This window comes from Sphingomonas bacterium (assembly GCF_028292945.1).
Taxonomy (GTDB): Bacteria; Pseudomonadota; Alphaproteobacteria; order Sphingomonadales; family Sphingomonadaceae; genus Sphingomonas.
Genome location: NZ_JAQGLJ010000063.1, coordinates 1 through 25,306, shown reverse-complemented (window position 1 = coordinate 25,306; position 25,306 = coordinate 1). Strand labels below are relative to the sequence as shown.

Below are 25,306 nucleotides of genomic sequence, written 5' to 3'. Positions count from 1 at the left end.
GCCCATGACCCGTACCGCCACCACGCTCCGCCGCCGCCTGGCGATTACCTCCGCGCTGGGGGCGACGCTGGGGGTCTTCGCCTCGCCGGTGGTGGCGCAGGAGACGAACACGCCCGTCCTGCCGATCGTGCAGAGCGGCACGGTGACGTTCAGCGATCAGGCGGCGTTGGGCACGCCGACGCTGGCGCCCGCAGCGGTGATCGGCGTCACCACCAATCTGGGTGTCGATGTCGGCTCGACCAAGGCGCTCGTGAACTGGGGCACGTTCGATATCGGCTCCACTTCGACGGTCAGCTTCACCAACTCCAGCGGAGGCTCCGCCACCATCCTGAACCGGGTCAGCACCGGCGATGTGTCGCAATTGGCCGGCACCATGACCGGGCCGAGCGGCCTGTCGGTGTGGCTGATCAACACCAACGGCATCGCCTTTGGCGACGGCGCGACCATGAACGTCGGCGGACTGGTGGCGAGCACGCTCAACATCACCGACGACAACGACTTTCTGACCGGCAACACCGTCCGGTTCCAGGGACTGGGGTCGACCACGCCGATCACCGGCGGCACCACCGCCTCGCCGGTGTCGATCAACACGGCTGGCGGCACGCTGGCGCTGATCGCACCGCAGATCGATCTCACCACAAATGGCGATGTCGGTGCGGGCAAGGCCGCGTTCGTGCTGGCGACCGACGCGACCGTCACGACTTCGCCGGGCGGGCCGTTGTCGATCACGATCAATGCCGGCACGACGCTCGGCGGCTCGGTGGCGGGCGCGATCATCGGCGACAGCGTGTACGCGTTGCTCAAGCCGCAGGACGGCGTCACGGCGCTGCTCAATCTGAGCGCGACGGCGACGAATGCGACGGTGGGCGCGAACGGTGTCGTCGTACTTTCTGGCGGTGGTCTCAGCCAGACATTGGGCAGCGATGTGCTCAGTACGGGGACCGCCAATGGCGGCACCGGCACCGTAGCGGGCGCGACCGTCGGGAACATTGCGTTGACCCAGGCGGCAGCCACGGCGGGCGTGGTGCGCATCGATGCGGTCGCGGGTGCGATCAACACAGGCGCGATCGCGGCGGGCGGCACCGTCACGGTCGGCAGCGCCACCACCGGCGCGATGACCGTCGCAGGGGGAGTCTCGGCGGGGAGCAACGTCAACATTGGCGCCCCGGGCGCCGGCGCGGCGACGGTTGCGAACGCGGTCACCGCCGGTGGCGATTACACGGTGACCGGGGCGTCGATCGAGCTGGGAACCGCGGCTACGACCCTGACGCAGGCGGCGACCGGGACGACGGCCTTGACCTCGGCTTCGACCATCAACACCGCAGGCACGCTGACGGTGTCGGGGGCGGCCGGGCTGACGGCGATCGGCACGCTGGGCAACGTCGCGGGCGATACGAGCGCGCTGACACTGAACGCGACTGCCGTCGGAAGCGCCGTGTCAATCCAGGCATCGGATCGTCCCGGTGCCTTGACGCTCAACGCCGACAGCGGCGGCGCGAGCTTCACGACCTTGGCCGGAACAGGCGCGAAGACGGTCAACTCGGCTGGCGCGATCAGCGGCACGTCCATAGACGGCCTGGGTAGCGTCACGCTGACGAAGACGAACACCACCGGTGCGATCGGCGTCACCGGCGGCATCGGCGGCACGGCGCAGGTCGCCATCCTCACGATCGACGGCGGCAGCGCGATCACGATCGGCACGCCGGTCACCACCACGGTCGGCATCAACGCCGCGGGAGACGTGCTGGTCGGCGGTACGACGCCAGCGGGCGCGTTGACCGTGAACGGCTCGACTGCGGCGGCAAACCTTACCTCGACGGTGACGGGCGACACCAACCTCGGCGCGGTGACCGCCACCACCAACGTGAGCGTCACGGGCACCGGCATCGTGCCGGGAAGCGAAAGCAAGATCAATTTCGGCGGCGCGGTCAACGGCGCGGGCACGCTCATCACCAGCGCGGCGGGCCTGACGACCTTTGGTGGTCCGGTCGGCACCACTGGCACGCCGTTCACCTCTTATACGTCGAACGGCGGCGGAGGCGTGCGGCTGAACGGCGGCGCGGTGACGACCTCGGGCAGCCAGAGCTATAATGGCGGGGTCACGCTGGGCGCGCCCCTTACTACGCTGACGATCACGACCGCAGGCACGCTCAACCTGGGCACCGGGCTGATCGGTGGCGGCAACGATCTAACGCTCGATCTGGTAGGTACGGCGACGATCGGGGCCGGCATCACGGGCGTACGCAATCTGCTGGTCGACAGCAGCACAGGCGGAACGACCAGCATTGCCGCCAACGTCAACACCACCGGCACCCAGACCTACAGCGATGCAACGACACTCGCCGCCGACGTGACGCTGACCAGCGGGGGAACGCCCGTCGCGCCCGTTCGTGGCATCACCTTCGGCTCGACGCTGGACGGAACTCAGGCGCTGACGGTGGTGACGCCGGGCACGTTGACCTTCACCGGCGCGGTCGGCGCAGGCAACGCGCTCACCAGCATCACCGCGACCGGCGTCGCCACCGACATCAAGGCACCCAGCGTCACCACCACCGGCGCGCAGACCTATGGCGCGACGACGCTGAGCGGCGCGGGCGATACGACCGTCGCAGCAGGCGCCGGCAACGTCACCTTCACCTCGGTCGACGGGCCACGCGGGCTGATCGTCGATACAGCCGGCGATGTGGCGCTGGGTACGGTGGGGGCGACAGGCCCGCTGGCGCTGCTCACCGTCGAGCGCGGCGACGAGGTGACGGCGACGTCGCTCAACGTCACCAGCGTCGCGACCTTCGGCTCCGTCCAGCCCGTCACGTCGCTGATTGTCACAGGCGCGACCGATGTCGGCGCGCTGATCTCCGATTCCGTCGGCGGATCGCAATTTGCTGCCGTCACGGCGCGGACCGGATCCATCGATGCCGCGACAACCAGCGCCGCGCTGGGCGATGTCGTGTTCAACGGCACCGTGGCGACGCAGACGACCGGTGCAAACATCATCGTCAGCGCGGCGCGCGATCTGAGCGGGGGACTGTTCAACGGCAACAACCGCGTCGATCTGGCTGCGGGTCGCGCACTGAACATCGTCGGCGGATCGACCGTCGACGCGGCAATTACCGCAGACTTCCTGGTGACCGCAGTCGGCGCGGCGACCGTCTCCGGCGGCGTCACCGCGGCGCGCAACTATCAGGCGAGCGGCGCGACACTGACGCTGGGCGACGCAGCCGGAGCCGCCGTCGTCCAGCAGGCAGGCGCCGGCATCCTCGTCGCCGCGACCGGGGGAGCCGGCGCGGCGGGAGCGCTGCTGGGGCGCAGCGGGCTGACGCTGCTCAGCAACCGCAACAACGCCACCACCGGCGAGCTGATCGCCGGCGGCCCCACGACGGGCAACATCGATCTGACCGGCACGCTGCTCCAGGCGAGCGGCGACGGCAATGGTCGCATCACCTTCGGATCGGCGAACACCACCGACAGCTTCGTCCTCGGCGACGTGTCGGCAGCCACGCTGCGCCAGTCGATCGCTGGCGGGGGCTTTGGCGACGTGGACAGGGTCAGCGCGATCACCGTCCGCGACCTGACGCTGCGCGGCGTCAACACCATCTCTTCGGACGGCGCGATCTCCGCACGTGCGCTGACCGTGGGCAACGGCGCACCCGCGCTGACGCTGAACGCAGGGGGCGGTGTTTTCGTCAGCGGTGCGATATCGAACCTGACGGGCGCCACTGGCGGCGTGACGTTGAACGGGTATGGCGGCGCGCCCGTGCCCGGCGTCGATCCGACCATCCCGGGGGCGGGGCTGGCCGGGGCCGTGACCATCGCGAACAGCACGCTCGCCGGCGACCTGCTGATCAACGCGGGTACGGGCGGCGCGACGTTCGCCACGCTGGACGACAGCGGCAACAAGACGATCACGTCGGGGGGGCTGATCGACGGCGACGCGATCCTCGGCTCCGGCGCAGCGACGCTGCGTGCCGCTGCCGGAGGGGCGATCGCCGTCGACTCGATCGGCACGGCGGCCGTCCGCGTCGGCGCCTTGACGATCGACGGCGGCAGCGCGGTGCGGCTTGGTCCGGTGGGCAGCGTCGCCACCAACGTGTTCGTCACCGGTGCGACCAGCATCGGCCAGACCACTGCCTCGGGTTCGCTCGACCTGAACGGCGGGACGCTGACCGGGAGCTTCGCCTCCCGCACCAGCGGCGACACGAACGTCACCGGCGCGATCACGGCCGATGGCGCCGCGGCAGGCACGGGCAGTATCGCCCTGCTCTCCACGGCAGGCAGCGTGACGACGCGGGCGCTGACGGCGACGGTCGCCAGCGACGCCAGCGTCGGCGCGATCGCCAACGTCCTGGACGTCACCACCGGCGATCTCACGGCGGCCGCCTCCATCACCGTCGACGCGGGCCGGGATTCGTCGACCGGCGACAGCGATGCTGGAACCTTCGTCGCGATCGACGCGACGCGCGACGCGACGACCGCCAACAACAATGCGGGAACCTTCGTCGGCGTCACCGCCGGGGGGAACGCGTTCACGGCGAGCAACACCGCCGGCACCTTCATCGATGTCGATGCCGGCAACGACGCAGGCACCGCCATCAACGATGCCGGTAGCTCGGTCGCGGTCTCGGCAGGTCGGGACGCGGGAACGCTGAACGACATCGCGGGCACCAGCGTATCGATCCAGGGCGGCCGCAACGCGACGATCTCCGGCAGCGGAATCGGAAGCAGCTCCGGCACCACGTTCACCGTCGGCGCGGCGACGACTGCTGCCGGGCTGGCGACGGTCAACGGCAATGTCCAGGCGGGGAGTGCCTATCAGGTATCAGCCGGTACGGCCGGGGTGGTCGGCGGGGTGGTGCTGGGCGGCAGCGCGCTGCAGGCCGCAGGCACAACCGTGACCGTGACCGCTACCGGCGGCGATATCGTCGGCGGCGCTGGCCTGCGACTGACAAGCGACACCGGCGACATTGCGATCGGCGGTGCCGGCACGGCGGGACTGGCGCTGGGCGGCACGACGATCGGTGCGGGCGGGCTGACCGCGGCCGACGCGACGCAGGCGATCGTCTTCCGTACCGCCACGGCCAATGGTGCGTTCGTCCTGGGCGACCTTCTCGCCAATACTGTCGGTCAGCAGATCGCCGCAGGCGCGCTGACGCCGAACGCCGTCGCGCGTACGGGCGCGATCACGACCGGCAACCTGGTGTTGGGAACCGCCGGCGGGACCAACATGATCACCACCACCGGCGCGGCGCTGACGATCGGTTCGGGCACGACTGGCGTCAACGCGGTGACGACGGGGGGCACGCTCGTGCTCGGCGCGCTCAACGCCGGCCCGCCCGAAACCGGCACCACCGTCACGACGGTCAACGGCACGATCGGCAATCTGGGCTCCAGCACGGCGGGCGTGACGGTCAACGGCATCCGGGTCGATATCGACGACACGACGCTCGCGGGCTCGCTGACGCTGAACGCGGGCACGGGTGGCCTGTCCTACGGAACGCTCGGCGGGACGGGCGACAAGACGATCCGGTCGGGCGGACCCGTCGCAGGCGGCTCCGTCGATGCGGGCACCGTGGTGATCGACGCCGCGGCCGGACAGAACGTGACGGTGGGCGCGATCGGCGCGACCGCTGCGGTCACCTCGCTCACGGTTAATGGCGGCAATCTGGTGTCGCTGGGGCAGACGGGTGTCACCAGCAACGTGACGGGCACGACCAGCATCGGGCAGGCGCCTGGCCTGGTGACGAATGTCCTGACGTTCAACGGCCCGCTCGCCACCGGCTCGCTGATCTCGACCACCGCCGGCACCACGCGGCTGGAAACGGTGAGCGCGACGGGGCCGATCGCGTTGACCACGACCGGCGCGGGCGGTGTCACCGCATCCGACGGCGACATTCTGTTCACCGCCTTGCAGGGCACGGACACGAAGACCCTCACCGCATTCCGCGACATCGACGTCAATGCGCTCGTCTCGGCTACCTCTACGCTGTCCAGCGGCGGAGCCGTGACGCTTGACGCCGGCCGATCGATCACCGTGACGCAGATCGGCGCCGATGGCGGGCCGGGCGTCGCCAGCCTGACCGCGACCGCGACCACGGGCAGCATCACGATCGGCGCCAGCGACGCGCTGTTCAACCTGCGCGTCGTCGGCGATGCGACGCTGAATGCCAACACGACCGGCGCGAAGCTGACACTCAACGGCTTTGGCGAGATCGGCGACACCTGGGATTCCTCCGCGTTCGAGGTGGACATTTTCGACCTTCGCGCAGGCCGACTTACGCCGGCCGGCGGCCTCGACATCGGCTCCAACCTCACCCGCTTCGGCTATCTGGAGGCGCCTGCCTTCGTGACCGTCTACGCCGACGGCTCGATCATCGGCGATCAGATCGAAAGCCTCGGCCCCGTCGAACTGAGCGGTGGAACGACTCACGTGATCCAGGTCGATCGCATCGGCGCGCTTGCTCCGGTGGGATCGCTGACGATCTTCGGCGGCCAGCAGGTCACATTGGGTGTGGCGGGCATGACCGGCACCAGCGTCGCGGTCGCCGGCGCCACCCGGATCGGGCAGGCTGCGCCGGGGCAGGACCTGACCGGCGGGCTGACGATCAACGGCACGATCTCCACCGGCAGCTTCACCTCGACGACGACGAAATATGCCGGGTCGACCGGTGCAACGGCGCTGGGCACCGTGATCTCGCCCGGTGCGGTGACCATCACCACAGCCGGCACGGCAGCGACCGCCGGGGACCTGCAGATCACCTTCGACAGCCTGACCGGCAACGGGGCCAAGACGCTGACGGCGGCCGCCGGCGTTCCCGGGCAACCGCTCGCGGGCATTGCCGGCGGCTCGATCGACGGCACCGGTGCGGTTTCATTGACCGCCGCCCAGGCCGACGCGATCACGCTGACGGGCACGGTCGGGGCGACCGCGCCGGTGGCCTCGTTCACCGTCGAAGGCGGCAACCAGGTGACCGTCGGCAGCACCGGCGGACCGGCCACGGCGATCAACGCCGTTAACGGGGTCGCCGTTGGGCAGACCACGCGTTCCGGTGCGCTGACCGTCAACGGCAACATCGCCGGCGGCAGCGTGGCCACCCGCACGGCGGGCGCGACCACCCTGCGTGATGTCACGGCGAGCGGCACCGGCACCATCGGCATCGTCACGGAGGTGACGACGAGCGTGCCGCCAGCCGACGTGGCGTTCGGCACGCTGACGGCGAACGGCGCAAAGACCGTTACCTCCGCCAGCGGCATCGCCGGCACGGCCGTGCTCGGCACCGGGGCGGTGACGTTGAACGCGGCGCCGGACAAGTCCATTGCGATCACCGACAAGATCGGGACAATCGCCGCCCGCGCTGCGTCGCTGACGATCGCGCGCGGGGGGCAGGTGACGCTCGGCACCACGACGACCGGAACCGCGGTCGCGACATCGGGCGCCGTCCTGATCGGCCAGCAGGTGGGATCGAGCGTCGGCGCGCTGCGGGTCAACGGCACCGTCGATGCCGGCGCCGCCTTTGCCGCGACCGCGACGGGCGTGATCAACGTGGATCGCGTGAACGCAGGCACGACGCTGGCACTGGAGTCGATTTCGGGTGACGTGATCCTCGGCACCGGCTTCGCTGGCGGCAACGCGAGCGTCGTGGCCAAAGGCGCGGCGACGATCGGTACCTTGGGTACGCTCGCGACGCCGATCGGCGGCAGCGTCACGATCGCCGCCGCCGGCGGCGACGCGATCGTCGGTACGGCGGTTGCCACCGGCGCGGCCGCGCTGACCGCCAGCGGACTGGCGCAGGCCGGGACGTTCGACGGCAGCAGCGTAGCGGTGACCGGCGCCAGCGTCGACATCACCAACACGACGTCCGGATCGACGCTTGGCCTAACCGCGTCGGCGGGTCCGCTGCGCCTCGTCACGGGCACGGCGGCAGGCGCGGCAACGCTGGCGGCGAGCACCACGCTCGACGTCACTACGCTCAGCGCGGGCGGACAGGCGACCACGACTGCGGGTGGTGCGACGGCCATCGATGCCATCACTGGCACGGCCGTCAGCGTCACCGGGCAGAGCGTCGCCGTTCGCCAGGCCAATGCGACCAACGGCAATCTGGTCGTTCGTTCCACCGCCGGGCCGGTGACGCTCACCACCGGGACAGCGACGGGCACGGCCGCACTGCAGGCCGATGGCGGTCCGCTGAGGGTGATCACCTCGCTGGGCGCAGGGGGCAATGTGTCGCTGCTCGCCAGCCAGGGGATCGTCGCGGGCACAGTCACCAGCACCAACGGCGCCATCATTGCGCAGGGTCTGTCGGCGGACGTCACTCGCGCCGAGTCGCACACCACGCTGGACGTGACCGCGACGGGCGGCGATGTGACGCTGCCCACCGGCATCGCGGGCGGCAATGCGACAATTCGCGCCGCCGGCTCGGTCGCGCTGACCACCCTGTCGTCGGGCGGCATTGCGAGCGTCACCGCTACGGTCGGCGACGTGACGGGTACGAGCCTGATCGCGAGCGGCGCGGCAAGCGCCAGCGCGGGCAATGTGCTGCGCCTGGGAACCTTCAACGGCGCCGGCGTGACCGGCACCGGCCGCACGGTGGACGTGGCGAACAGTGCCTCGATCGGCGCGCTGACGCTGACCGCCAGCGCCGGCCCGCTGACGCTGGGCACCGGCAGCGCCACCGGCATCGCGACGCTGAGCGCGACCGGGCCGCTGGCGATCACCACCTCGCTGACGAGTGGCGGCAACGCCAGCGCCACGAGCACGGGTGGCGCGGCGACGATCGGGACCATCGCCAGCACCGGGGGCAACGTTGCGGTAACGGCGCGCAGCATCGACGCGACCCGCGCGACGGCTGCGCAGGCCTTGGCATTGACCGCAAATGCGGGCGGCCTGACGCTGGGCACCGGCATCGCCACCGCCGGAACGGCGACGCTCAACGCCGCCGGCCCACTCGCGGTCACGACCTCGCTAACCAGCGCGGGCACCGCCAGCGCGACCGCGACCGGTGCGGCGACGATCAACGCGATCACCAGCAACACGGGCAACGTCACGGTCAATGCGCAGAGCGCGAACGTGACGACCGCCGCCGCGAACCAGGCGCTCACGCTGACGACCACAGGTGGCGGCCTGTCACTCGGCACCGGCACCGCCACGAACGGCGCCGCGACGCTGACGGCCGCCGGACCGCTTGCGGTCACCACCCGCCTGACCAGCAACGGCAACGCCCTGGCGACCTCGACTGGCGCCGCCACGATCGAGGCGATCACCTCCGGCAACGGCGCGGTCGCGGTCTCCGGCACCAGCGCCAGCGTCACCGCAGCGACCTCGCGCACGACGCTGGACCTTACCGCCACGGCGGGTGACCTGACGCTGGGCACCGGCAACGCCGGTGGCGCGGCGACCCTGCGCGCGACGGGCGCGATCGGGTCGACCAGTCTGACCGCGGCCGGCGGGGCTGCCAGCCTTACGGCCGGGACGACGTTGAACAGCGGCACGCTCAATGCGGCCGGCCCGGCGACGCTGGTCGCGACCGGCGCGGCGACGCTCGGCCAGACGACCGCGAGCGGCGCGATCGCCGTCACCGCCGCATCGATCGCCGCCGGCCAGACGGCCGCCGGCACGACGCTGGCGATGACCAGCACGGGCAATCTGACGCTGAGCGGCGCGACCGCGGGCGGCAACGCCACCTTTGATGCGGGCGGCACGGCGTCGCTGGGTCAGGTGATCGCCGGCGCCACGTCGACGATCGCGGTGCGGGCGCTGGATGCGGCGATCACCGGCATCCAGCGCGCCGCCACGGTCACTTTCACCAATCGCGCGCCGGCCACCACGGCGACCCGGCTGGGCGACAGCCTGACGACCACGGGCGGGTTCGCGCTGTCGGCGACCGAGGTCAATCTGGTCGAAGCGAACCAGCTGACCATCGACGCGGGCACGGGCAATGTGGAGATCGGTACGCTCGGCTTCGATGCCGATGCCGGCCGCACGCGGGTGGATGTGCTCTCCACCGGTCGCATCGACGTCAGCGGCGCAGCGTCGGGGACGGGGGCGAACCGCACCTTCCGCTTTGGCGGGACGGCTGCGAACGCGAACGACAAGGCCAGCGTCATCCGCGTCACCGCCACCGCGACGGCTGGCGGTCGGCTGCTGTTCGACACCGCCGACCTCGATCTGCGCGGGTCTCGAATCGGGGTTGGCCAGGCGGACGCCTTCCTGAACCCGATCGGTTTCGGCTCGGCAACGGGTCTGTCGGCAGCCGATGTCGGAGCGCAGTTCGTCGGCAATCCCAATTCGTCGCTGTATAATGCCACGTTCGGCGGTTCGCCCTACGCGCCCGACACCAACCTGGTCTCGGCGCGCAGCCTGACGGTGCGCTACACCGATTACGCGCTGTTCCAGAACACGGGCGTACCCGGGCAGAATCTGGGCGTGACGCTCGGCACGGCGGCGGGCGGACCCACCACGGGCGCATTGGTGATGCAGGGGCCCGGTGCGAACGTCACCAACGCGTTCGCGTTCTTCGGCACCATCGGCGGGATCACCAACACGTCGACCGCGGTGCTCGGCTCCAACGTCATTTCCGCGACCGGCACCGACGCCGCCAACACCCGCATCAACGGCTGTCTGGTGGGGTCGGGCGCGGGCTGCCTGACCGCAGTCGTGTCGCAGCCGTTGCTCGCCATTTTCGACAGCAGCCGTCTCGCGATCTTCCAGGTCGCCGACGATCTGGTGGTTCCGTTCGATCCTGTGGTCGGCACGAACAACGAGGCGCTGTTCTCCGGCATCGGGGTGATCGGCGCGGACGGCAGCATCATCGACGACGGGATCAGCGACACCGAATGCACGCCGGACTCGACAAACCCGGCCTGTGGTCAGGCCAAGGAGCAAGGCAAGTGAGCATGCGCATTCCCCCGATGCTGGCTTTGGCGTCCACCGCCGCGCTTGGCCTTGCCCTGGCCGGCTGCGCGAGCATGCGGCCGGGCCTCGTTCAGCAACCCAACATCTACAATCTCGGCCGCAACGCCGCCGGCGAGCCATGCACCGCTGCGCGCAACTATCGCGACGCGGCGATCGTCAGCGAGTTCGACTACAGCTACTCGATCAGCTGTCGCAACGTCGCCGCCAGCCGGTCGCTTGGGCTGGTCCGTTCGCTGTTGACGGATGAAAGCCGGGCCTCGGTCGCCAAGACGCTGAACTGTGGAGAGGCGCGCCCAGTGACGCTGCCCGCTATCGGCGAGGTGCAGGCGCGCCGCTGCTATGACTCTGTGTTGGCGGCACAGACCGTGTCGTTTGAAACGCGGTCACGCGGGCGAACGATCATCGTCTCCACCGCCGAGGCGACGTTGGTGCCGGCCGAACAGGCGGTGCGCGCGATCACCGGCCGCCAAGCCCTCGCAGCCGACGGGGATCGGGCGCCGACCAGCGCGATCAAGCCGGCCGAGCTGGCGGCGGTGCCTGGCGTACAGCTTGCCGCGGAGTCCGGCTTTTCCGATGCCTCCGTCGCGCTCGCTGACGGGATCAGCCTCAACTACAAGGGCCTGTACGTCCAGGCATCGCGTACGCTCAACGACGCGCTGAGCCGTCTCCCAGCCAATGCACCGGCGGCGACGCGCGCGGAGCTGCTGCTGGAGGCGGGGCTGGCGGACTCCAACATCCGCTTCAACAGCTCCGCCGCCGAGCATTTCGCACAGGCCGACGCGCTGCTGCCGACGGTCTCGGGCGGCCGGCTCGGTTTCCTGCAGCAAAAGCGCGACGCCTATCGCGCGCTGGACCTGCTTAACCAACGCAAGTTCCGCGAAGCTTTGGCGTCGCTGGACCGGCTGGTCAGCGTCGTGGCACCGGCCGGTCAACCGCTATCGGATGCCGCCACCGTGCGCCTGCTCAACCAGCCTCAAGGCGGGGCGGGCGACATCTCCGCTTCGATCGCCGTGCCGGAAACGGGTATCCTGCAGCAGCTGGTGCTGGACGCGCAGGCCGGCTGGGCACGCTCGGTGGCGCTGCTTGCGATCGGCTACGAGCAGGAATCTCAGGTCGCACTGGACCGCGCGCTCGCCGCCTATCGTCCATTGTCCACCGATCGCATCGACCGCACGCTGGTGCTGTGGCTGGGCGCGGCGCTCAACCGGCAGCAGGGCCGGCTGCAAGCGCGCCGCAAGCAATACCCCGCCGCGATTGCCTCGTTCGACCGCGCGCTGGTGGAGCTGCGGCGCAGCGCCGTCAGCACGCAAGGCACCGGCAACGAGCCGACCATCGCCGAAACCGCGGTGGAGCGCGCCGGCATCATCGCGCAGCAGGGCGGCGATCCCGTGCGCGTGCGGCGTGAGTACGACCAGGCGGTCGACGCGCTGATCCAGGCGAACGAGTCCGGGTCGGTCACGCTGCCGGTCGGAATCGAACGCTATTTCGATCTGCTGGTGGCGGAGAGCAACAAATCGCCGTCTCCCGACACGTTCGAGCGCTTCTTTCGCGCCGCGCAGGCGGTCGGTGAACCCGCCGTCGCGCGGCAGCTGACCCAGCTGCAATCGGTGGTCACGTCGGACCCGGCGATCGGCGTCAAGGTCCGCGACCGTGCCGAGCTGGAGCGTGAGATCACCGGCCTGCGCTACGACATCGCGGCGGCGCAACAGGCGGGACAGCCAACCGCCGCGCTCGAGCAGCGCCGCCAGACGTCGGAGGCCAAGCTGCTGGCGCTACAGGCGGAGTTGGCCGGCTCGGCCAAGTACCGCACCATCGACGATCGCCCCGCCACCATCGAGGACATTCGCAAGGCATTGCGGCCAGGCGAGGGCTTCCTGAAGGTCGTGCAGCTCAACCGACGCGCCTATGGCGTGTTCATCAATGCCGAGCGCGCGTGGATCTATCCGGTGGCCGTGCCCAAGGCGCAACTGGACGCGCTCGCAAGCTCGGTTCGCGCCTCGATCGATGGCCGCCTGCCGGTGTCGCTGGTGCCGTTCAAGGTCGCCGAATCCTATGCGCTGTTCGGACTGCTGACCGGCCCGGCGACCGACGCGGTGCTGAAATCGACCGCGCTGGTGGTCGACCCGGCCGGGCCGCTGCAGAACCTGCCCGCCTCCGTGCTGGTCACCGACCGCGCCAGCGTCGACGCCTATAGCGCGACGGCGAAGGCGGCGCCGTTCGACTTCAGCAAGGTCTCGTTCCTTGCCTCCAAGGCGGCGATCTCGACCGCGATCTCGCCGCGATCGTTTCTGGTCGCGCGCGCGCTGCCACCGTCGACCGCGAAGCAGCCCTTCCTTGGCATGGGCCAGCACAGCGCCGCCGCCGTTGGCTCCGGCGCGCCCCGGCAGGTGAATGTCGGCTTTGGCTGCACCGTCGACTATGCCGCGCTCACGGCCGCGTCCGCGCAGATGCCGCCGATCGACCGCAAGGAGCTGGGGATCGCCTCGACCGCGCTGGGCGTGCCCAACGCGCCCGAGATCATCGGCGCCGCATTCAGCGACACTGCGGTGGAGGCGCGCACCGACCTGAACGATTTCGAGGTCATCCATTTCGCCACGCACGGCCTGGAAGAGGGGCAGTGGGGCTGCGACAAGTCGCCGCCTGCGCTGGTCACCTCGTTCGGGGCGGAGAGTTCGGATGGGCTGCTGAGCTTCTCCGAAATCGCCCGCCTGCGGCTCGACGCCAACCTGGTCGTGCTGTCCGCCTGCGACACGGCGAGTGGCATCAAGAATGAGGCACTGGCGCGGCGGTCGGGGCAGGAAGAGGCGGGCTCGACGTTGGAAGGGCTGGTGCGCGCGTTCCTGACCGCCAACAGCCGCGCGGTGATGGCGACGTTCTGGAAGGTGTCGGCGGAGCAGGAGACCGATCAGTTCATCAAGTCCTTCTATGGCGCCGCCCGCCAGCGCACGATCGGCGGTTCGTTGCAGACCGCGCAACGGACGCTGATGGCCAATCCCGAATACTCGCATCCCTTTTACTGGGGTCCCTATTTCGTGGTTGGCGACTCGACCAAGATGATGCTGTCGCCGGCGTCGCAGGCGAAGATCGACGCAGCTGCCGGAGCAGGGAAGGCGCTCGCCGCGCGCTGAGCGCGACACGTTCGTCGGCAGTCCGTCGCGCGACCGGTTGCCGAGGACGGCCGGGGCGGGCAGGTTGCGGGTCCAGGGTTCGCAACCAGGGATGAACATGCGTCAGGTAGTGGTGGGGCTCGCGTTGCTAGTCGGGGCCGTGGCCCTGGCCTGGGGGGTCGTTGCGATCGGCCAAGCCAATGGCGCGGCATGGATCGGCGCGGTGATCGGGCCCGATCGGCTCGCCGCCGAGCCGGCGCTGGTCGAGGCGCTTTTCAACCTGCTCGTGTTCGTGCCGCTGATCGTCGTCGGCATCGTCGGCGCAATGTTCGATCGCCGTAACGCGCTGGCACCTGGCACGCGGCCGCTCGCGAGCTTTGGCCTGGGAACGGTGATCGGCTTTGCCGGCCTGTCGGTGGCGGTGCTGTACGGGTATCTGGCGGGCGCGCTGACTTCGAACCCGGTGGCGGCCTCGGCCTCGGCCTCGGGCGTGCTGCTGCTCGGGCTGGGCGCGATCGTCGTGCAGGTGACGGGCGAGGAAATATACTTTCGCGGCTGGCTCCAGCCCGCGCTTACCCGCCGCTGGGGCTGGGCGGCGGGCATCGTCGCGAGCGCGCTTGCTTTTGCCGCGCTCCACGTCGCGGGTGGCGCGCGGGCACCGATCAGCCTGGTGAACCTATTCCTGGGCGGCCTGATGTTCGGCCTGTTCGCCGCGCGTGGCGGCGGGCTGGCGGCGGCGGTGGGCGCGCACCTCGCCTGGAACGCCTTGGAGCAACTGGGCTACGGCCTCGATCCCAACCCCGGCATCGGCAGCTTCGGCGCGATCGCCGATCTGGAGCTGGCGGGCGCGGCGGTCTGGGGCGGCTCGGATCAGGGCCTGAACGGCAGCATCGGCATGACCATCGCGCTGCTCGCCATCGTCGTGCCGCTAGCAATGACAAGCTGGCGACGCCTGCCCGCAACTCCGCTGCCGACGCCCGCTACCGCATAGGACCGCCGGCGCGGCTCTGGTCGATGCGGTCGCGTTCCTTGCGAAACGCGGTCAGCGCCTCGCTCTCCAATGTCCTGCCGGTGCCGGTATCGATGCTCATCGGATCGACCTTCTGGCCGTCGATATGGACTTCGTAATGGAGGTGCGGGCCGGTCGTGCAGACGCCGGTGTTGCCGACGTCGCCGATCGTGAACCCCTGCGTCACGCGCGCGCCCGCGACCACGCCGTCGGCGTAGCGCGACAGGTGGAAGTAGCGCGTCTCCCAGCCATTATCGTGTTTGACGATCGCCATGTTGCCCGCGCAGCGGCTGGGCGACGCGCTGACCACCACGCCGCCGGCGGCGGAATAGACCGGCGTGCCGACCGGCGCGGCAAAGTCCGTGCCGCCGTGCAGCCGTGTGTAGTGCAGCACCGGATGGAAGCGCGGCCCGAAATTGGACGTGATCCGCGCGCCGTCGACCGGCGTGCGCATCAGCGCGGTGACGGTGCTGCGACCATTGCCGTCGAACCAGCCCGGCTCCGCCTCGCCGGGTGCGAGGAACCGATACAGCGACTTCGACTTTTCGGCGGTCTGCAACGAGACATATAGCAGCGTCGGTGGTCCGACCTCCTCGCCGCTCGGGTTGACCTTCTGCTCGAACGCCACCTCGAACACGTCGCCGGCCTTGATGTCGGTGGCGAAGTTGAAATCGTACGAAAATGCCTTGGCGATCTCGCTGACCAGCGTGTCGTTGACGCCTGCGGTGACGGCGGCGTTGTAGAAGGACGTCGCATCCATCTCGCCGCGCACGACCTTGACCTCCGCGACAAGCTTCGCCTGCACGATCTGGGGCGCGAAGCTCCCGTTCGCGCTCGCGACCAGCACCACGCCCGCGCCGTCGCTGCGCGTCGCCTCCAGCCGCGTAAGCCGCCGCGCGTCTTCCGGCCCGACAAGGTCGAACACCAGCCTGATCTCACCGGGCGCAGTGCCAAGCGCAGGGCCGGCGACGCGTGCCGCGGCCACAGCCGAGTCGGGTGCGATGCCGATCCCGGCGAGCGCGGTCGCGACTTCCGCCGGCCCGGCGACCACCAGCGTGCGGCGACTGGCGTTGACGACGATGGCAGGCGGCGGCGCGACCAGCCGTGTCGATGGTGCGCCGCTGTCGACCACCACGGGCGCAGGCGCGGCCGAGCCGGTGAAATGCGCAGCCAGTCCGCCGCCGATCAGCAACAGCGCCGACGCGCCCGCCGCCGCCAGAAATGGCGGTCGTCCGACCGTCCGGGACGCGGTTTCCGGTGCTTTTGCAACGGTTTCGGCCGGTGCCGGCGAGGCCGCATCGCCGCCCCAGCTCTTCACATCGAACGTCGCTTCACCGTCGGTCGGCCGGTCGGTCGCTGGCGGCTTGGCATCGCCCGCCCAGCTCTTCGGATCGAACGACACACCTCCGTCGTCGTCACGTGTCATCGAACAGCGTGCCCCCATGTCCCGCGCGCGTCCCCAACGCTCGCTTGTGACGAATAACCCGGCTTTGCCCGCAGCGGAAGCTGTGCTTAAACAGGACCGGGGACTGGGGGGAATTGATGGCGGGCAAGAACCGTGTTGCGTGGCGCGAGGGCATGTTCCTGCGTCCCCAACACTTCCAGGCACAGGACCGCTGGTTTGACGCGCAACTCCGCGCGCGCGTCGACACGGCGCAGCCCTGGGCCTGGGGCTTTACCGAGATCGTCGTGGACGAAAGCCTCGCCAGCCTGGGCAAGTTCGGCATTACGCGCGCGAGCGGGGTAATGCCTGACGGGACCCCCTTTTCCATTCCCGACGAGATTGCCCCGCCCGAGCCGCTGGACGTGCCAGGCGACGCGCGCGACGCGCTGATCGCGCTGACGCTGCCCGCCAGCCAGATCGGCGCGGTCGAATTTCGAGAGTCGGGCGCGCGCGCGCTCGACGCGCGCTTCGTCGTCGACGAGGCGGAGGTGGCGGACGCCTTTTCCGACGATCGTACCACCGAGCCGGTCGAGTTCGGCCGTCCCAACCTACGCTTCGGCATCACGCGCGACCAGCTCTACGGGCGCGTGACACTGGGCGCGGTGCGCGTGCGCGAGGTGCAGAACAAGCGGCTGATGTTCGACGACCGCTACATCCCGCCGACGCTGGACATCGACGCGGCGGAGCGGCTGTCGCACGGCCTGACCGACATCATCGGCCGCGCCGAACAGCGCGCCGACGAGCTGGCGCTGCGCGCGGTGGAGGCGACCGATGGCGGGTCGGAGACGTTCGCGAGCTTCCTGCTGCTCCAGGCGCTGAACAAGTGGATCCCGGTGCTTCAGCATCTGGAGGGTCTGCCAATGGTTCACCCCGAGCGGCTGTACGAGAACCTCGTCGCGGTCGCGGGTGAGCTGGCGACGATGATCCGCGCCGAGCGCAAGCCGCCGGCGATGCCGCGCTACGACCACGAGAACCCGCAGACCTGCTTCGATCCGGTGTTCGACCTGCTCCAGTCGATGCTGTCGGCGGTGTTCGATCGCTCGGCAGTGCAGTTGCCGCTCGAGCCGGCGGGGCCGGGTGCCTATGTCAGCCGGATCACCGACCACAATCTGTTCAAGACCGGCTATTTCTACCTCGCCGTTTCGTCCGCCAATCCTGTGGAGGAGATCCGCGAGCGCTTTCCGTTCGTCGCCAAGCTCGGCTCGGTCACCAAGATGCGGCAGATCGTCGAATCGGCACTGCCCGGCGTGCCGCTGCGCCACACGCCGACGCCGCCGCCGCAGATCCGCGTGTTGCCCGGCTTCGTCTATTTCGAGCTGGACCGTGGCGCGCCCGACTGGCGCGATTTTCAGACCGCGCCCGCGCTCGGCCTGCACGTCGCCAGCGACTGGCCGCAGCTCAAGATGGAACTTTGGTGCGTGAAGAGGGCGAACCGATGAGCGATGGACCCGGCGGCAACAAGACGGTCTTTCGGCCGTCGCCCCTGCAGGGGCGCAAGGCGGGCGGGCAGCCGCCTGCGCCACCCGCGCAACAGGGTTGGGGGGCGCCGCCCCCGCCGGCGCAGCAGCAGAGCCAGGGACAATGGGGCGCGCCGCCGCCTACGCCGAGCTATCAGCCGCAGTCCGGTTATGACGCGATGCCGACCATGTCGCGCGAGCAGCCGCCTGCCATGGCGGCGCTCGCGCCGTCGCGGTTGGGCGAGGACGACGTGCCGCTGCCGTCGACCCCGCGCGCGATGCGCAACGTCATGCTCGGCGAGGCGGGGCCGGTGCTGGCGCTCGCCGCCGGCATGCGCGCCGGCCGCGTCCGCACCCCGCTGCCGCAGTTCCACCGCGAGGCGACGCGCGCGATCACGCAGTTCGAACGCGCGCTCGGCCAATACCCCGAGGAAATGCGCCAGCGCGCGAAATACGCAGTGTGCGCGACGATCGACGACGTGGCGCAGAACCTGCCGGGGATGGGCAATGACGGCGCGGAATGGGCGCGCCGGTCGATGGTGGTGCAGTTCTTCCGCGAGAATATCGGCGGCGACCGGTTCTGGCAGCTCGTCGACGACATGCTGCGCACCCCCAGCGACAATCGCGACCTGATCGAGCTGTTCCACGCCTGCCTTGCCGCAGGGTTCGAGGGCCGGTTCCGCGTCATGCCCGACGGCAAGCGCCGGCTGCACGAGATCATGGCGCGGCTCCAGGGCGCGCTGGAGCATGTGCGCGGGCTCTCCATGCTTGAGATGTCGCCCAAATGGCGCGGCGAAACCGCCCCGCTCGGCAAGGTCGGCTTGTGGACCTATGTCGCGATCGCGGCGGCGGCGGCGGCGGCGCTGCTGTTGCTCGTCTACATCATCCTGCGCCTGCTGCTGATGTCGGCGGGCGAGGCGCCGGCGGACCGGCTCGCCGGCGCGATGCCGGACGATCGCCTTCGCCTGTCGCGCGACGGCGGCGAGGCGCCTGCGGTCGGGCCGAGCGCACAGGCGGGCAAGCTGCAGACCTTCCTCAAGCCGGAGATCGACGGCAACAAGGTGACGATCGAGGAGGACGCGCAGACCGTCCGCGTCCGTACCACGGTGGGTCAGCTGTTCCAGTCCGGCTCCGACCAGCTCGAAGCGGGCCAGCAGGCGCTGTTCCAGCGCGTCGCGCAGGCGGTCGCGAACGAGAAAGGTTCGATCACCGTCGAAGGCCATGCCGACAGCGACAAGATCAACTCGCTCGCGTTCCCGGACAACCAGGCGCTCAGCCAGGCGCGGGCGAACACGGTCGCGGGCATCATCAAGAGCAACATCGCCGATCCCGGCCGCGTCACGGCCAAGGGCATGGGCGAGACGGTGCCGATCGCCTCCAACGACACGGCGCAGGGCAAGACCCGCAACCGCCGCGTCGAGGTGATCGTGCCGCGAGTCTATTGAGGGGAGCCGGGGGGCATGAGAAAGGTCTTGCGCAACTGGTGGGTGCTCACGGGGCTGGGCGCGCTGGTGGTGGCGCTCATCCTCGCCTGGGGACTGCCGTATTTCGTGGCATTCCTGCGGCCGCTGTGGGTGCGTATCGCTTGTGTCGCGGTGGTCGCGGCGATCTGGGGGCTGCTCGCCTTCCTGCGGATCCGCAAGGCACGCAAGGCGTCGGACGCGATCGCCGCCGAGCTGGCCGGGCCGAGCGCGGCGGAGGGGGAGTCGGCCGCGCTCACCAAGCGCATGACGGAGGCGCTGGCGACGCTGCGCTCGTCGGCGACCAAGAAGCGCGATTACCTGTATACCAAGCCCTGGTACATGATCATCGGCCCGCCCGGTGCCGGCAAGACGACCGCGCTGCTTAATTCCGGCCTGCGCTTCCCGATCGGCGATCAGGCGCTGAAGGGCGTCGGCGGCACGCGCAATCTCGACTTCTGGTTCGCCGACGAGGCCGCGCTGGTCGACACGGCGGGACGCTACACGACGCAGGACAGCGATCAGGCGGTCGACTCGCGTGGCTGGACCTCGTTCCTGCAACTGCTCAAGAAGAACCGGCCGTTGCAGCCCATCAACGGCATCATCGTCGCGATCGGAGTCGACGAACTGATCCGCGCCGACTGCGCCGGGATCGACGGGCACGCGCGGGCGGTGCGGCGTCGGCTCGTCGAGCTGCGCCGCACGCTGGAGGTCGCGGCGCCCGTATACGTCATGCTGACCAAGGCGGATCTGCTGGCAGGCTTCACCGAATATTACGACGATCTCGACGTCGAGGGGCGGCGCTCCGTGCTCGGCGCAACGGTTCCGTTCGCGGCCGGCAAGCCCACATCGGACGCGCTCGCCCGCGCGTTCGACGAGATGGCGCAGGCAGGCGCGGACCGGCAGGCGAAACGGCTGTTCGAGGAGGTCGATCCCTCGCGTCGTTCGCTCCTGCTCGGCTTCCCCTCGCAGCTGCAATCGTTGCGCTCGCGGCTGATGCGGTTCCTCGACGGCGCGTTCGTCGCCGGCGACGAGCCCGGCGGCGTGCTGCGCGGCTTCTACCTGACGTCGGGGGTTCAGGAGGGCACGCCACTCGACCGGATCATGTCGGGCATGGCCGATGTGTACGACCGGCCCCAGCGCGCTCAGGCAGGTTCGCAGGGCAGGGCCTACTTCCTCAACCGGCTGTTGACGGAGGTGATGTTCCCCGAAGCCGGGCTGGTGGCAATGGATGCCAAGGCGCGCGCGCGGCAGAAGTCGCAGCTGGTCGGTGCATTGGCGGGGATCGGCGCGTTGTGCCTGCTGGTGTTCGCGGGCTGGGGCGTGAGCTATGCCAAGAACCGCGCATTCCAGGGCGATCTCCTCGCCGAGACGACCAGTGCCGAGGCGGCGCTGAAGGAGTCCGACGTCGACCTGAAGGAAGTACGCGACGGCGATGCCGACCTCCGGGCGGCGCTGCCTGCGCTCAATCGCCTGCGCGACCTGCCGCGTGGCTACGCGCAGGCCCAGGCCGGCGGGCCACCGCTGTTGATGCGTCTGGGCCTCTACCAGTCGGGTCTGAGCGCCGATGCGCAGCTTACCTACCGCGAGGCCCTTCGCCGTGTCATGCTGCCGCGTCTGCTGCTCCGGCTGGAACAGTATATGGCCGCCAATGCCGGCGATCCGCTGAAGCTGTACGAGCCCCTCAAGGTCTATCTGATGCTGGGGTCGCAGGGGCCGATGGATGCACCGTCGGTCAAGGCGTGGGTGACGACCGACTGGGCGACCGAGGTGTTGCCGGGTCCCGACGCGCAGGCCGAGCGCAGCCAGCTGGCGGGCCACCTCAATGCGCTGCTGTCCGACACCGATCTCGCCAGCGTCTGGCCCGATCGCAAGGCGCCGCTCAACGGCACGCAGGTGGCGAGCGCACGCGCGGCGGTAGGCACGCTCAGCCTCGCGGATCGCGCCTACGCGGTCATGCGGCAAAAGGCGGCGACCGCCGGCCCGTCATGGCAGGTGGCGAACATCCTGACCCAGGGCGATGCGCTCGCCTTCGTCAATCCCGATGCGGTGATGTCCGCGCAGGTGCCGTTCTTCTTCACCAGGCCTGGGTTCGAGAAGAGCTATACGCTGGGTCTGGCGACGGTGCAGGAGGACCTGAAGAAGGACCTGTGGGTGCTCGGCGGCGACGCCGACACCGAGGGCATTCGCTCGGAAATGCAGAACGTGCGTCCGGGCGTCGCGGGACTTTACGCCAAGGACTACATCGCGGCGTGGGAGGCCATCATCAAGACGATGCAGCCGGCGAACTATTTCAGCGATCCCGTCGCGTTCGGCGCATTCACAAAGTCGCCGTCGCCGCTCAAGCGTGTGCTGCTGGAACTGCGCAAGAACACGATCTTCGGCGGCGGCGTTGCCGGGGCGGCTGGTCGATCGCTCGACCGACGCGTCCGATCGAGCCGCGCGGGCGCGTTCATCGGCGACATGCAGGCAGGTCGCGCGACAGGGCTGTCGGCGGGGGACGAGATCACCAACTACTTCCAGGCGGTGCATGAATATGTCGGCGATCCCAAGGACTCAGGACCGATCGACGATTTCGTCGCGGCGCTGAAGGCGGCCGGACAGGCGGTGATCGCGGCCAAGTCGCTGGGTGGCGGCGGCGGCTCGGACGCGACGCAGGCGCAGATGGCGACCGCGAATGCCGCCGTGCGCGGGGCGGCGGCGACCGCGCCGGCGCAGCTGCAATCCTTCGTCAACGCGGCGGCGACCGGCGGCTCGTCGGCGCAGATATCCGCCGTTCAGGGCGCGGTATCGGACGCCTATGCTCAAGCCATAATGCCGACGTGCAGGGAGGTGGTACAGGACCGTTACCCTTTTTTCGGTGGAGCTCAACAGGATGCGGCGGTTCCTGATGCGCTCCGACTCTTCGGCATGGGTGCCACGCTCGACGCATTTCAGCGCACGCGACTGGCGTCGCTGATGGACGTGTCGGGTCCGGTCTGGCGCTGGAAGTCGGACGATCCCGTCGCGGCGACGCTGGACCCGCAGTCGCCCGAACAGTTCAGCAAGGCGGCGAAGATCAGGGACCTGCTGGCCGCCGGACTACCGCTAAAGATCGCGGTCGCGGCGTTCGGCAGCGAGGTCGACTCGGCGCAGTTCTCCGCCGGGGGCGCGACCTATCGGTTCGCCAAGACCGACACCGCGGAAAAGGCGCTTTTATGGTCCGCGACGGGCGGCGCACCGGCGGCGGAGGTGGTGCTCTATGCCCCCGCCGGCGCGCAGGCGGCAGCCGGAGCGGAAATCCGCCGCTTCGACGCCGAAGGCCCGTGGGCGCTGTTCAGGCTGGTCGACAAGGCGACCACGGAGAATGCTGGCCCGCTGGCGTTCAAGGCGACGTTCGGCGACGGGGCGCAGTCGGTCACCCTGTTGATCAAGCTGCCCACGACCGAAAACCCGTTCAGCAGGGGCGGCGTGTGGTCGTTCCGATGCCCGGTGAAGCTGTGAGCGCCTGGTTGTTCGGCAAACTGCCCGCCCATGGCGATTTCGTCAGCCGGGGTATCGCGCCCGAGGAGCGCGACGCGCTGGACCTGTGGCTGGCGCGCTCGCTCGCCGATGCCCGTGCCGCCTGCGGCGATCAGTTCGACGACGACTATGAAGTCGCGCCGCCATGGCGCTTCGCCTGGGCCGATGGCGCGAGCTGGACCGCGGGCGCGATGGCGCTGTCGGTCGACGCGGTCGGCCGCCGCTACCCGATCCTGCTCGCACTGGGCGATCTGTCGGGCGAGCAGGTCGAGCACGCCGCGGATGTTGCGGAGAACCTGCTGTACGATGCACTGGAGGGCGGCTGGGCCGCCGATCGGCTCCACACAGACGCCCTGGCCGTTGTGCCGGAGGGCGGCGAGGCCTGGACGGGGGGCGAGGGGTGGTGGACGCCCGGGGCCGAGCGCTTTGCCGAGGCCTATCTCGTCGGCGCGCGTCCGGCCGAGCTGCTGACGACGATGGTCACGCCGACAGCGATGGCACTGGCCGGGGAGCCTGACGCGACATGACCGCTGGCAGACCGCTCGAAACCTCGGCACTGACGCACGAAGGACGTGTCCGAACCAACAACGAGGACGCCCTTTGCGTCCGTGCCGACGAGGGGCTGTTCGTCGTCGCCGACGGTATGGGCGGACACGAGAACGGCGAATGGGCGTCCGCCGCGATCGCCGAGGCGATGCAGAACGTGGTACTGCCCGCCGGTTTCGACGAGGCGAGCCAGGCGATTGCCGACGCGCTGCACCGCGCCAACGCGACCATCCACGCCGAAGCCGAGTCGCGCGGGCTGCAGATGGGCTCTACCGTCGTGGTGCTGCTGGTGCGCGACGGGCGTTTCGCGATCCTGTGGGTAGGCGACAGCCGCGCCTATCTGCACCGCGACGGCGAGCTGGTCCGCCTCAGCCACGACCATACCCAGGTCCAGGAGATGATCGATCGCGGCCTGCTGGAACCCGGCGACGCGGAAGGCCACCCGATGGGCCACATCCTGGCCCGCGCGATGGGCGTGCGCGAGGAGGTGGAGGTCGATGTCGTCGCCGACGAGGTCGAGTCGGGCGATGTCTTCCTGCTCTGTTCGGACGGCCTGATGGCGCGGGTCGACGATGTCGAGATCGCCGCCGCGCTGGCCGATCCGGATGCCGAGAGCCGCGCCGAGCGGCTCGTCAGGATGACGCTGGAGCGGGGAGCGCCGGACAACGTAACGATCATCACGGTCGGCATCCCGCAAACGACCATGCTCCGGCTCAACCAACCCACTCATCTGGTGACGCCATGAGCGACGACACGTCTGCCCCGAACGACGGCGGCGAAGAGCCCCGCACCGTGTTCATGCCAGGAGGTGGCGCGACCCAGCCATCGCGCGACGTGGCGGAGCCGGTGCGCGGTCAAACGCAACCGCCCGGCGGGCAGACCACGGTGTCGTTGCAGACGCAGTTTGCGCCGCGCACCGACGGTCAGGCGATCCAGGTCGGCGATGTGCTCAATCACATCTTCGAGGTGCGCCGCTTCATCGCACGCGGCGGCATGGGTGAGGTGTTCGAGGGCGTGAACGTCAACACCGACGAGCGCGTCGCGATCAAGGTCATGCTGCCCAGCCTCGCGGCCGATCCCAACGTCATCGGCATGTTCCGCAAGGAAGCGCGCACGCTGACCCGCCTCCAGCACGAGGCGCTGGTCCAATACCGCGTGCTGGCGCAGGAGCCGCAGCTGGGCGTGCTGTATATCGTCACCGAGTATGTCGACGGCGCCAACCTGGCGGACGTGCTGGGCCAGCAGCGACCAAGTGCTGCGGACCTGGCGCTGTTGCTGCGCCGTCTCGCATCGGGTCTGCGCGTCGCGCATCAGCTCGGCGCGATCCATCGCGACATGTCGCCTGACAACGTGCTGCTCGAGAACGGCGAACTGGCGCTGGCCAAGGTGATCGACTTCGGCATCGCCAAGGACCTGGATCCCGGCTCCAAGACGATCGTCGGAGACGGCTTTGCCGGCAAGCTCAACTATGTGGCGCCCGAACAACTTGGCGATTTCGGACGCGAGGTCGGGCCGTGGTCCGACGTGTACAGCCTGGCACTGGTCATCCTCGCGGTGGCGCTGGGCAAGAACGTCCAGATGGGCGGCAGCCTGGTCGATGCGGTCGACAAGCGTCGCGCCGGTCCCGACCTGTCGGGCGCGCCCGAGGAAATCCGCCCGATCCTGCAGAAGATGCTCGCCCCCAATCCCGCCGATCGGCTGCGGTCGATGGACGCGGTGCTGGCCGAGCTCGAACCCAAGATCGCGCTCGTGGCACCTCCGGCGAAGCCCAGGACCGGGCTGCTGATCGGCGCGGGCGTCGGCGTCGCGGCACTGGCGGGCGCGGCGTTCCTGCTGCTCGGGCGCGGGAACGACGCACCGGGTGTGGCCGCCCCCG

General features: G+C 69.8%; 10 protein-coding genes. 9 read left to right on the top strand and 1 reads right to left on the bottom strand.

Annotated features, from left to right (window positions below):
• Nucleotides 1–4 precede the first annotated feature (4 nt).
• The 3 genes from JWN21_RS07830 (at nt 5) to JWN21_RS07820 (ending at nt 15,004) form a co-directional block, all read left to right on the top strand.
• On the top strand, nt 5–10,885 hold the full coding sequence (locus JWN21_RS07830) for a filamentous hemagglutinin N-terminal domain-containing protein (protein WP_299647998.1): 10,881 nt from the start codon (nt 5–7) through the stop codon (nt 10,883–10,885).
• Nucleotides 10,886–10,887: 2 nt separating this feature from the next.
• The gene (locus tag JWN21_RS07825; RefSeq protein ID WP_299647996.1) at nt 10,888–14,034 is read left to right on the top strand and encodes a CHAT domain-containing protein; all 3,147 of its coding nucleotides are present in this window, start codon (nt 10,888–10,890) and stop codon (nt 14,032–14,034) included.
• 97 nt (nt 14,035–14,131) lie between these two features.
• A complete protein-coding gene (locus tag JWN21_RS07820; RefSeq protein WP_299647993.1) occupies nt 14,132–15,004 on the top strand; it encodes a CPBP family intramembrane glutamic endopeptidase in 873 nt (290 codons plus the stop codon).
• On the opposite strand, the gene JWN21_RS07815 is transcribed toward JWN21_RS07820, so the two are convergent.
• Nucleotides 14,994–16,448 carry a peptidoglycan DD-metalloendopeptidase family protein gene (locus JWN21_RS07815; RefSeq protein WP_299647990.1) on the bottom strand — a complete coding sequence of 485 codons (1,455 nt, stop codon included), beginning with the start codon at nt 16,446–16,448 and terminating at the stop codon, nt 14,994–14,996. The two genes, JWN21_RS07820 and JWN21_RS07815, sit on opposite strands and share 11 nt — an antisense overlap.
• A 116-nt stretch (nt 16,449–16,564) precedes the next feature.
• On the opposite strand from JWN21_RS07815, the gene tssK reads away from it, so the two are divergent.
• The 6 genes from tssK to JWN21_RS07785 all read left to right on the top strand — a co-directional run.
• Nucleotides 16,565–17,905 carry a type VI secretion system baseplate subunit TssK gene (gene tssK, locus JWN21_RS07810; RefSeq protein WP_299647987.1) on the top strand — a complete coding sequence of 447 codons (1,341 nt, stop codon included), beginning with the start codon at nt 16,565–16,567 and terminating at the stop codon, nt 17,903–17,905.
• A complete protein-coding gene (icmH, locus tag JWN21_RS07805) occupies nt 17,902–19,368 on the top strand; it encodes a type IVB secretion system protein IcmH/DotU (protein ID WP_299647984.1) in 1,467 nt (488 codons plus the stop codon). Before tssK ends, icmH begins: the two co-directional genes overlap by 4 nt.
• A gap of 15 nt (nt 19,369–19,383) precedes the next feature.
• Complete coding sequence (gene tssM / locus JWN21_RS07800; RefSeq protein ID WP_299647981.1) at nt 19,384–22,866, top strand: type VI secretion system membrane subunit TssM; 3,483 nt, start codon at nt 19,384–19,386, stop codon at nt 22,864–22,866.
• Complete coding sequence (gene tagF / locus JWN21_RS07795; RefSeq protein ID WP_299647978.1) at nt 22,863–23,411, top strand: type VI secretion system-associated protein TagF; 549 nt, start codon at nt 22,863–22,865, stop codon at nt 23,409–23,411. Before tssM ends, tagF begins: the two co-directional genes overlap by 4 nt.
• Entirely contained in the window at nt 23,408–24,175 is a 768-nt protein-coding gene (locus JWN21_RS07790) for a protein phosphatase 2C domain-containing protein (protein ID WP_299647976.1), read from the top strand. Before tagF ends, JWN21_RS07790 begins: the two co-directional genes overlap by 4 nt.
• The coding region (locus JWN21_RS07785; protein WP_299647974.1) for a serine/threonine-protein kinase at nt 24,172–25,306 on the top strand (1,135 nt) is incomplete at its 3' end. The genes JWN21_RS07790 and JWN21_RS07785, both read left to right, overlap by 4 nt.

What these genes read in the sequence shown, in the direction of transcription:
- JWN21_RS07790 (WP_299647976.1), top strand. Translation starts at nt 23,408, where the DNA reads ATGACCGCTGGCAGACCGCTCGAAACCTCGGCACTGACGCACGAAGGA.
- icmH (WP_299647984.1), top strand. Translation starts at nt 17,902, where the DNA reads ATGAGCGATGGACCCGGCGGCAACAAGACGGTCTTTCGGCCGTCGCCC.
- tssK (WP_299647987.1), top strand. Translation starts at nt 16,565, where the DNA reads ATGGCGGGCAAGAACCGTGTTGCGTGGCGCGAGGGCATGTTCCTGCGT.
- tssM (WP_299647981.1), top strand. Translation starts at nt 19,384, where the DNA reads ATGAGAAAGGTCTTGCGCAACTGGTGGGTGCTCACGGGGCTGGGCGCG.
- JWN21_RS07830 (WP_299647998.1), top strand. Translation starts at nt 5, where the DNA reads ATGACCCGTACCGCCACCACGCTCCGCCGCCGCCTGGCGATTACCTCC.
- JWN21_RS07815 (WP_299647990.1), bottom strand. Translation starts at nt 16,448, where the DNA reads ATGACACGTGACGACGACGGAGGTGTGTCGTTCGATCCGAAGAGCTGG.
- JWN21_RS07820 (WP_299647993.1), top strand. Translation starts at nt 14,132, where the DNA reads ATGCGTCAGGTAGTGGTGGGGCTCGCGTTGCTAGTCGGGGCCGTGGCC.
- JWN21_RS07825 (WP_299647996.1), top strand. Translation starts at nt 10,888, where the DNA reads ATGCGCATTCCCCCGATGCTGGCTTTGGCGTCCACCGCCGCGCTTGGC.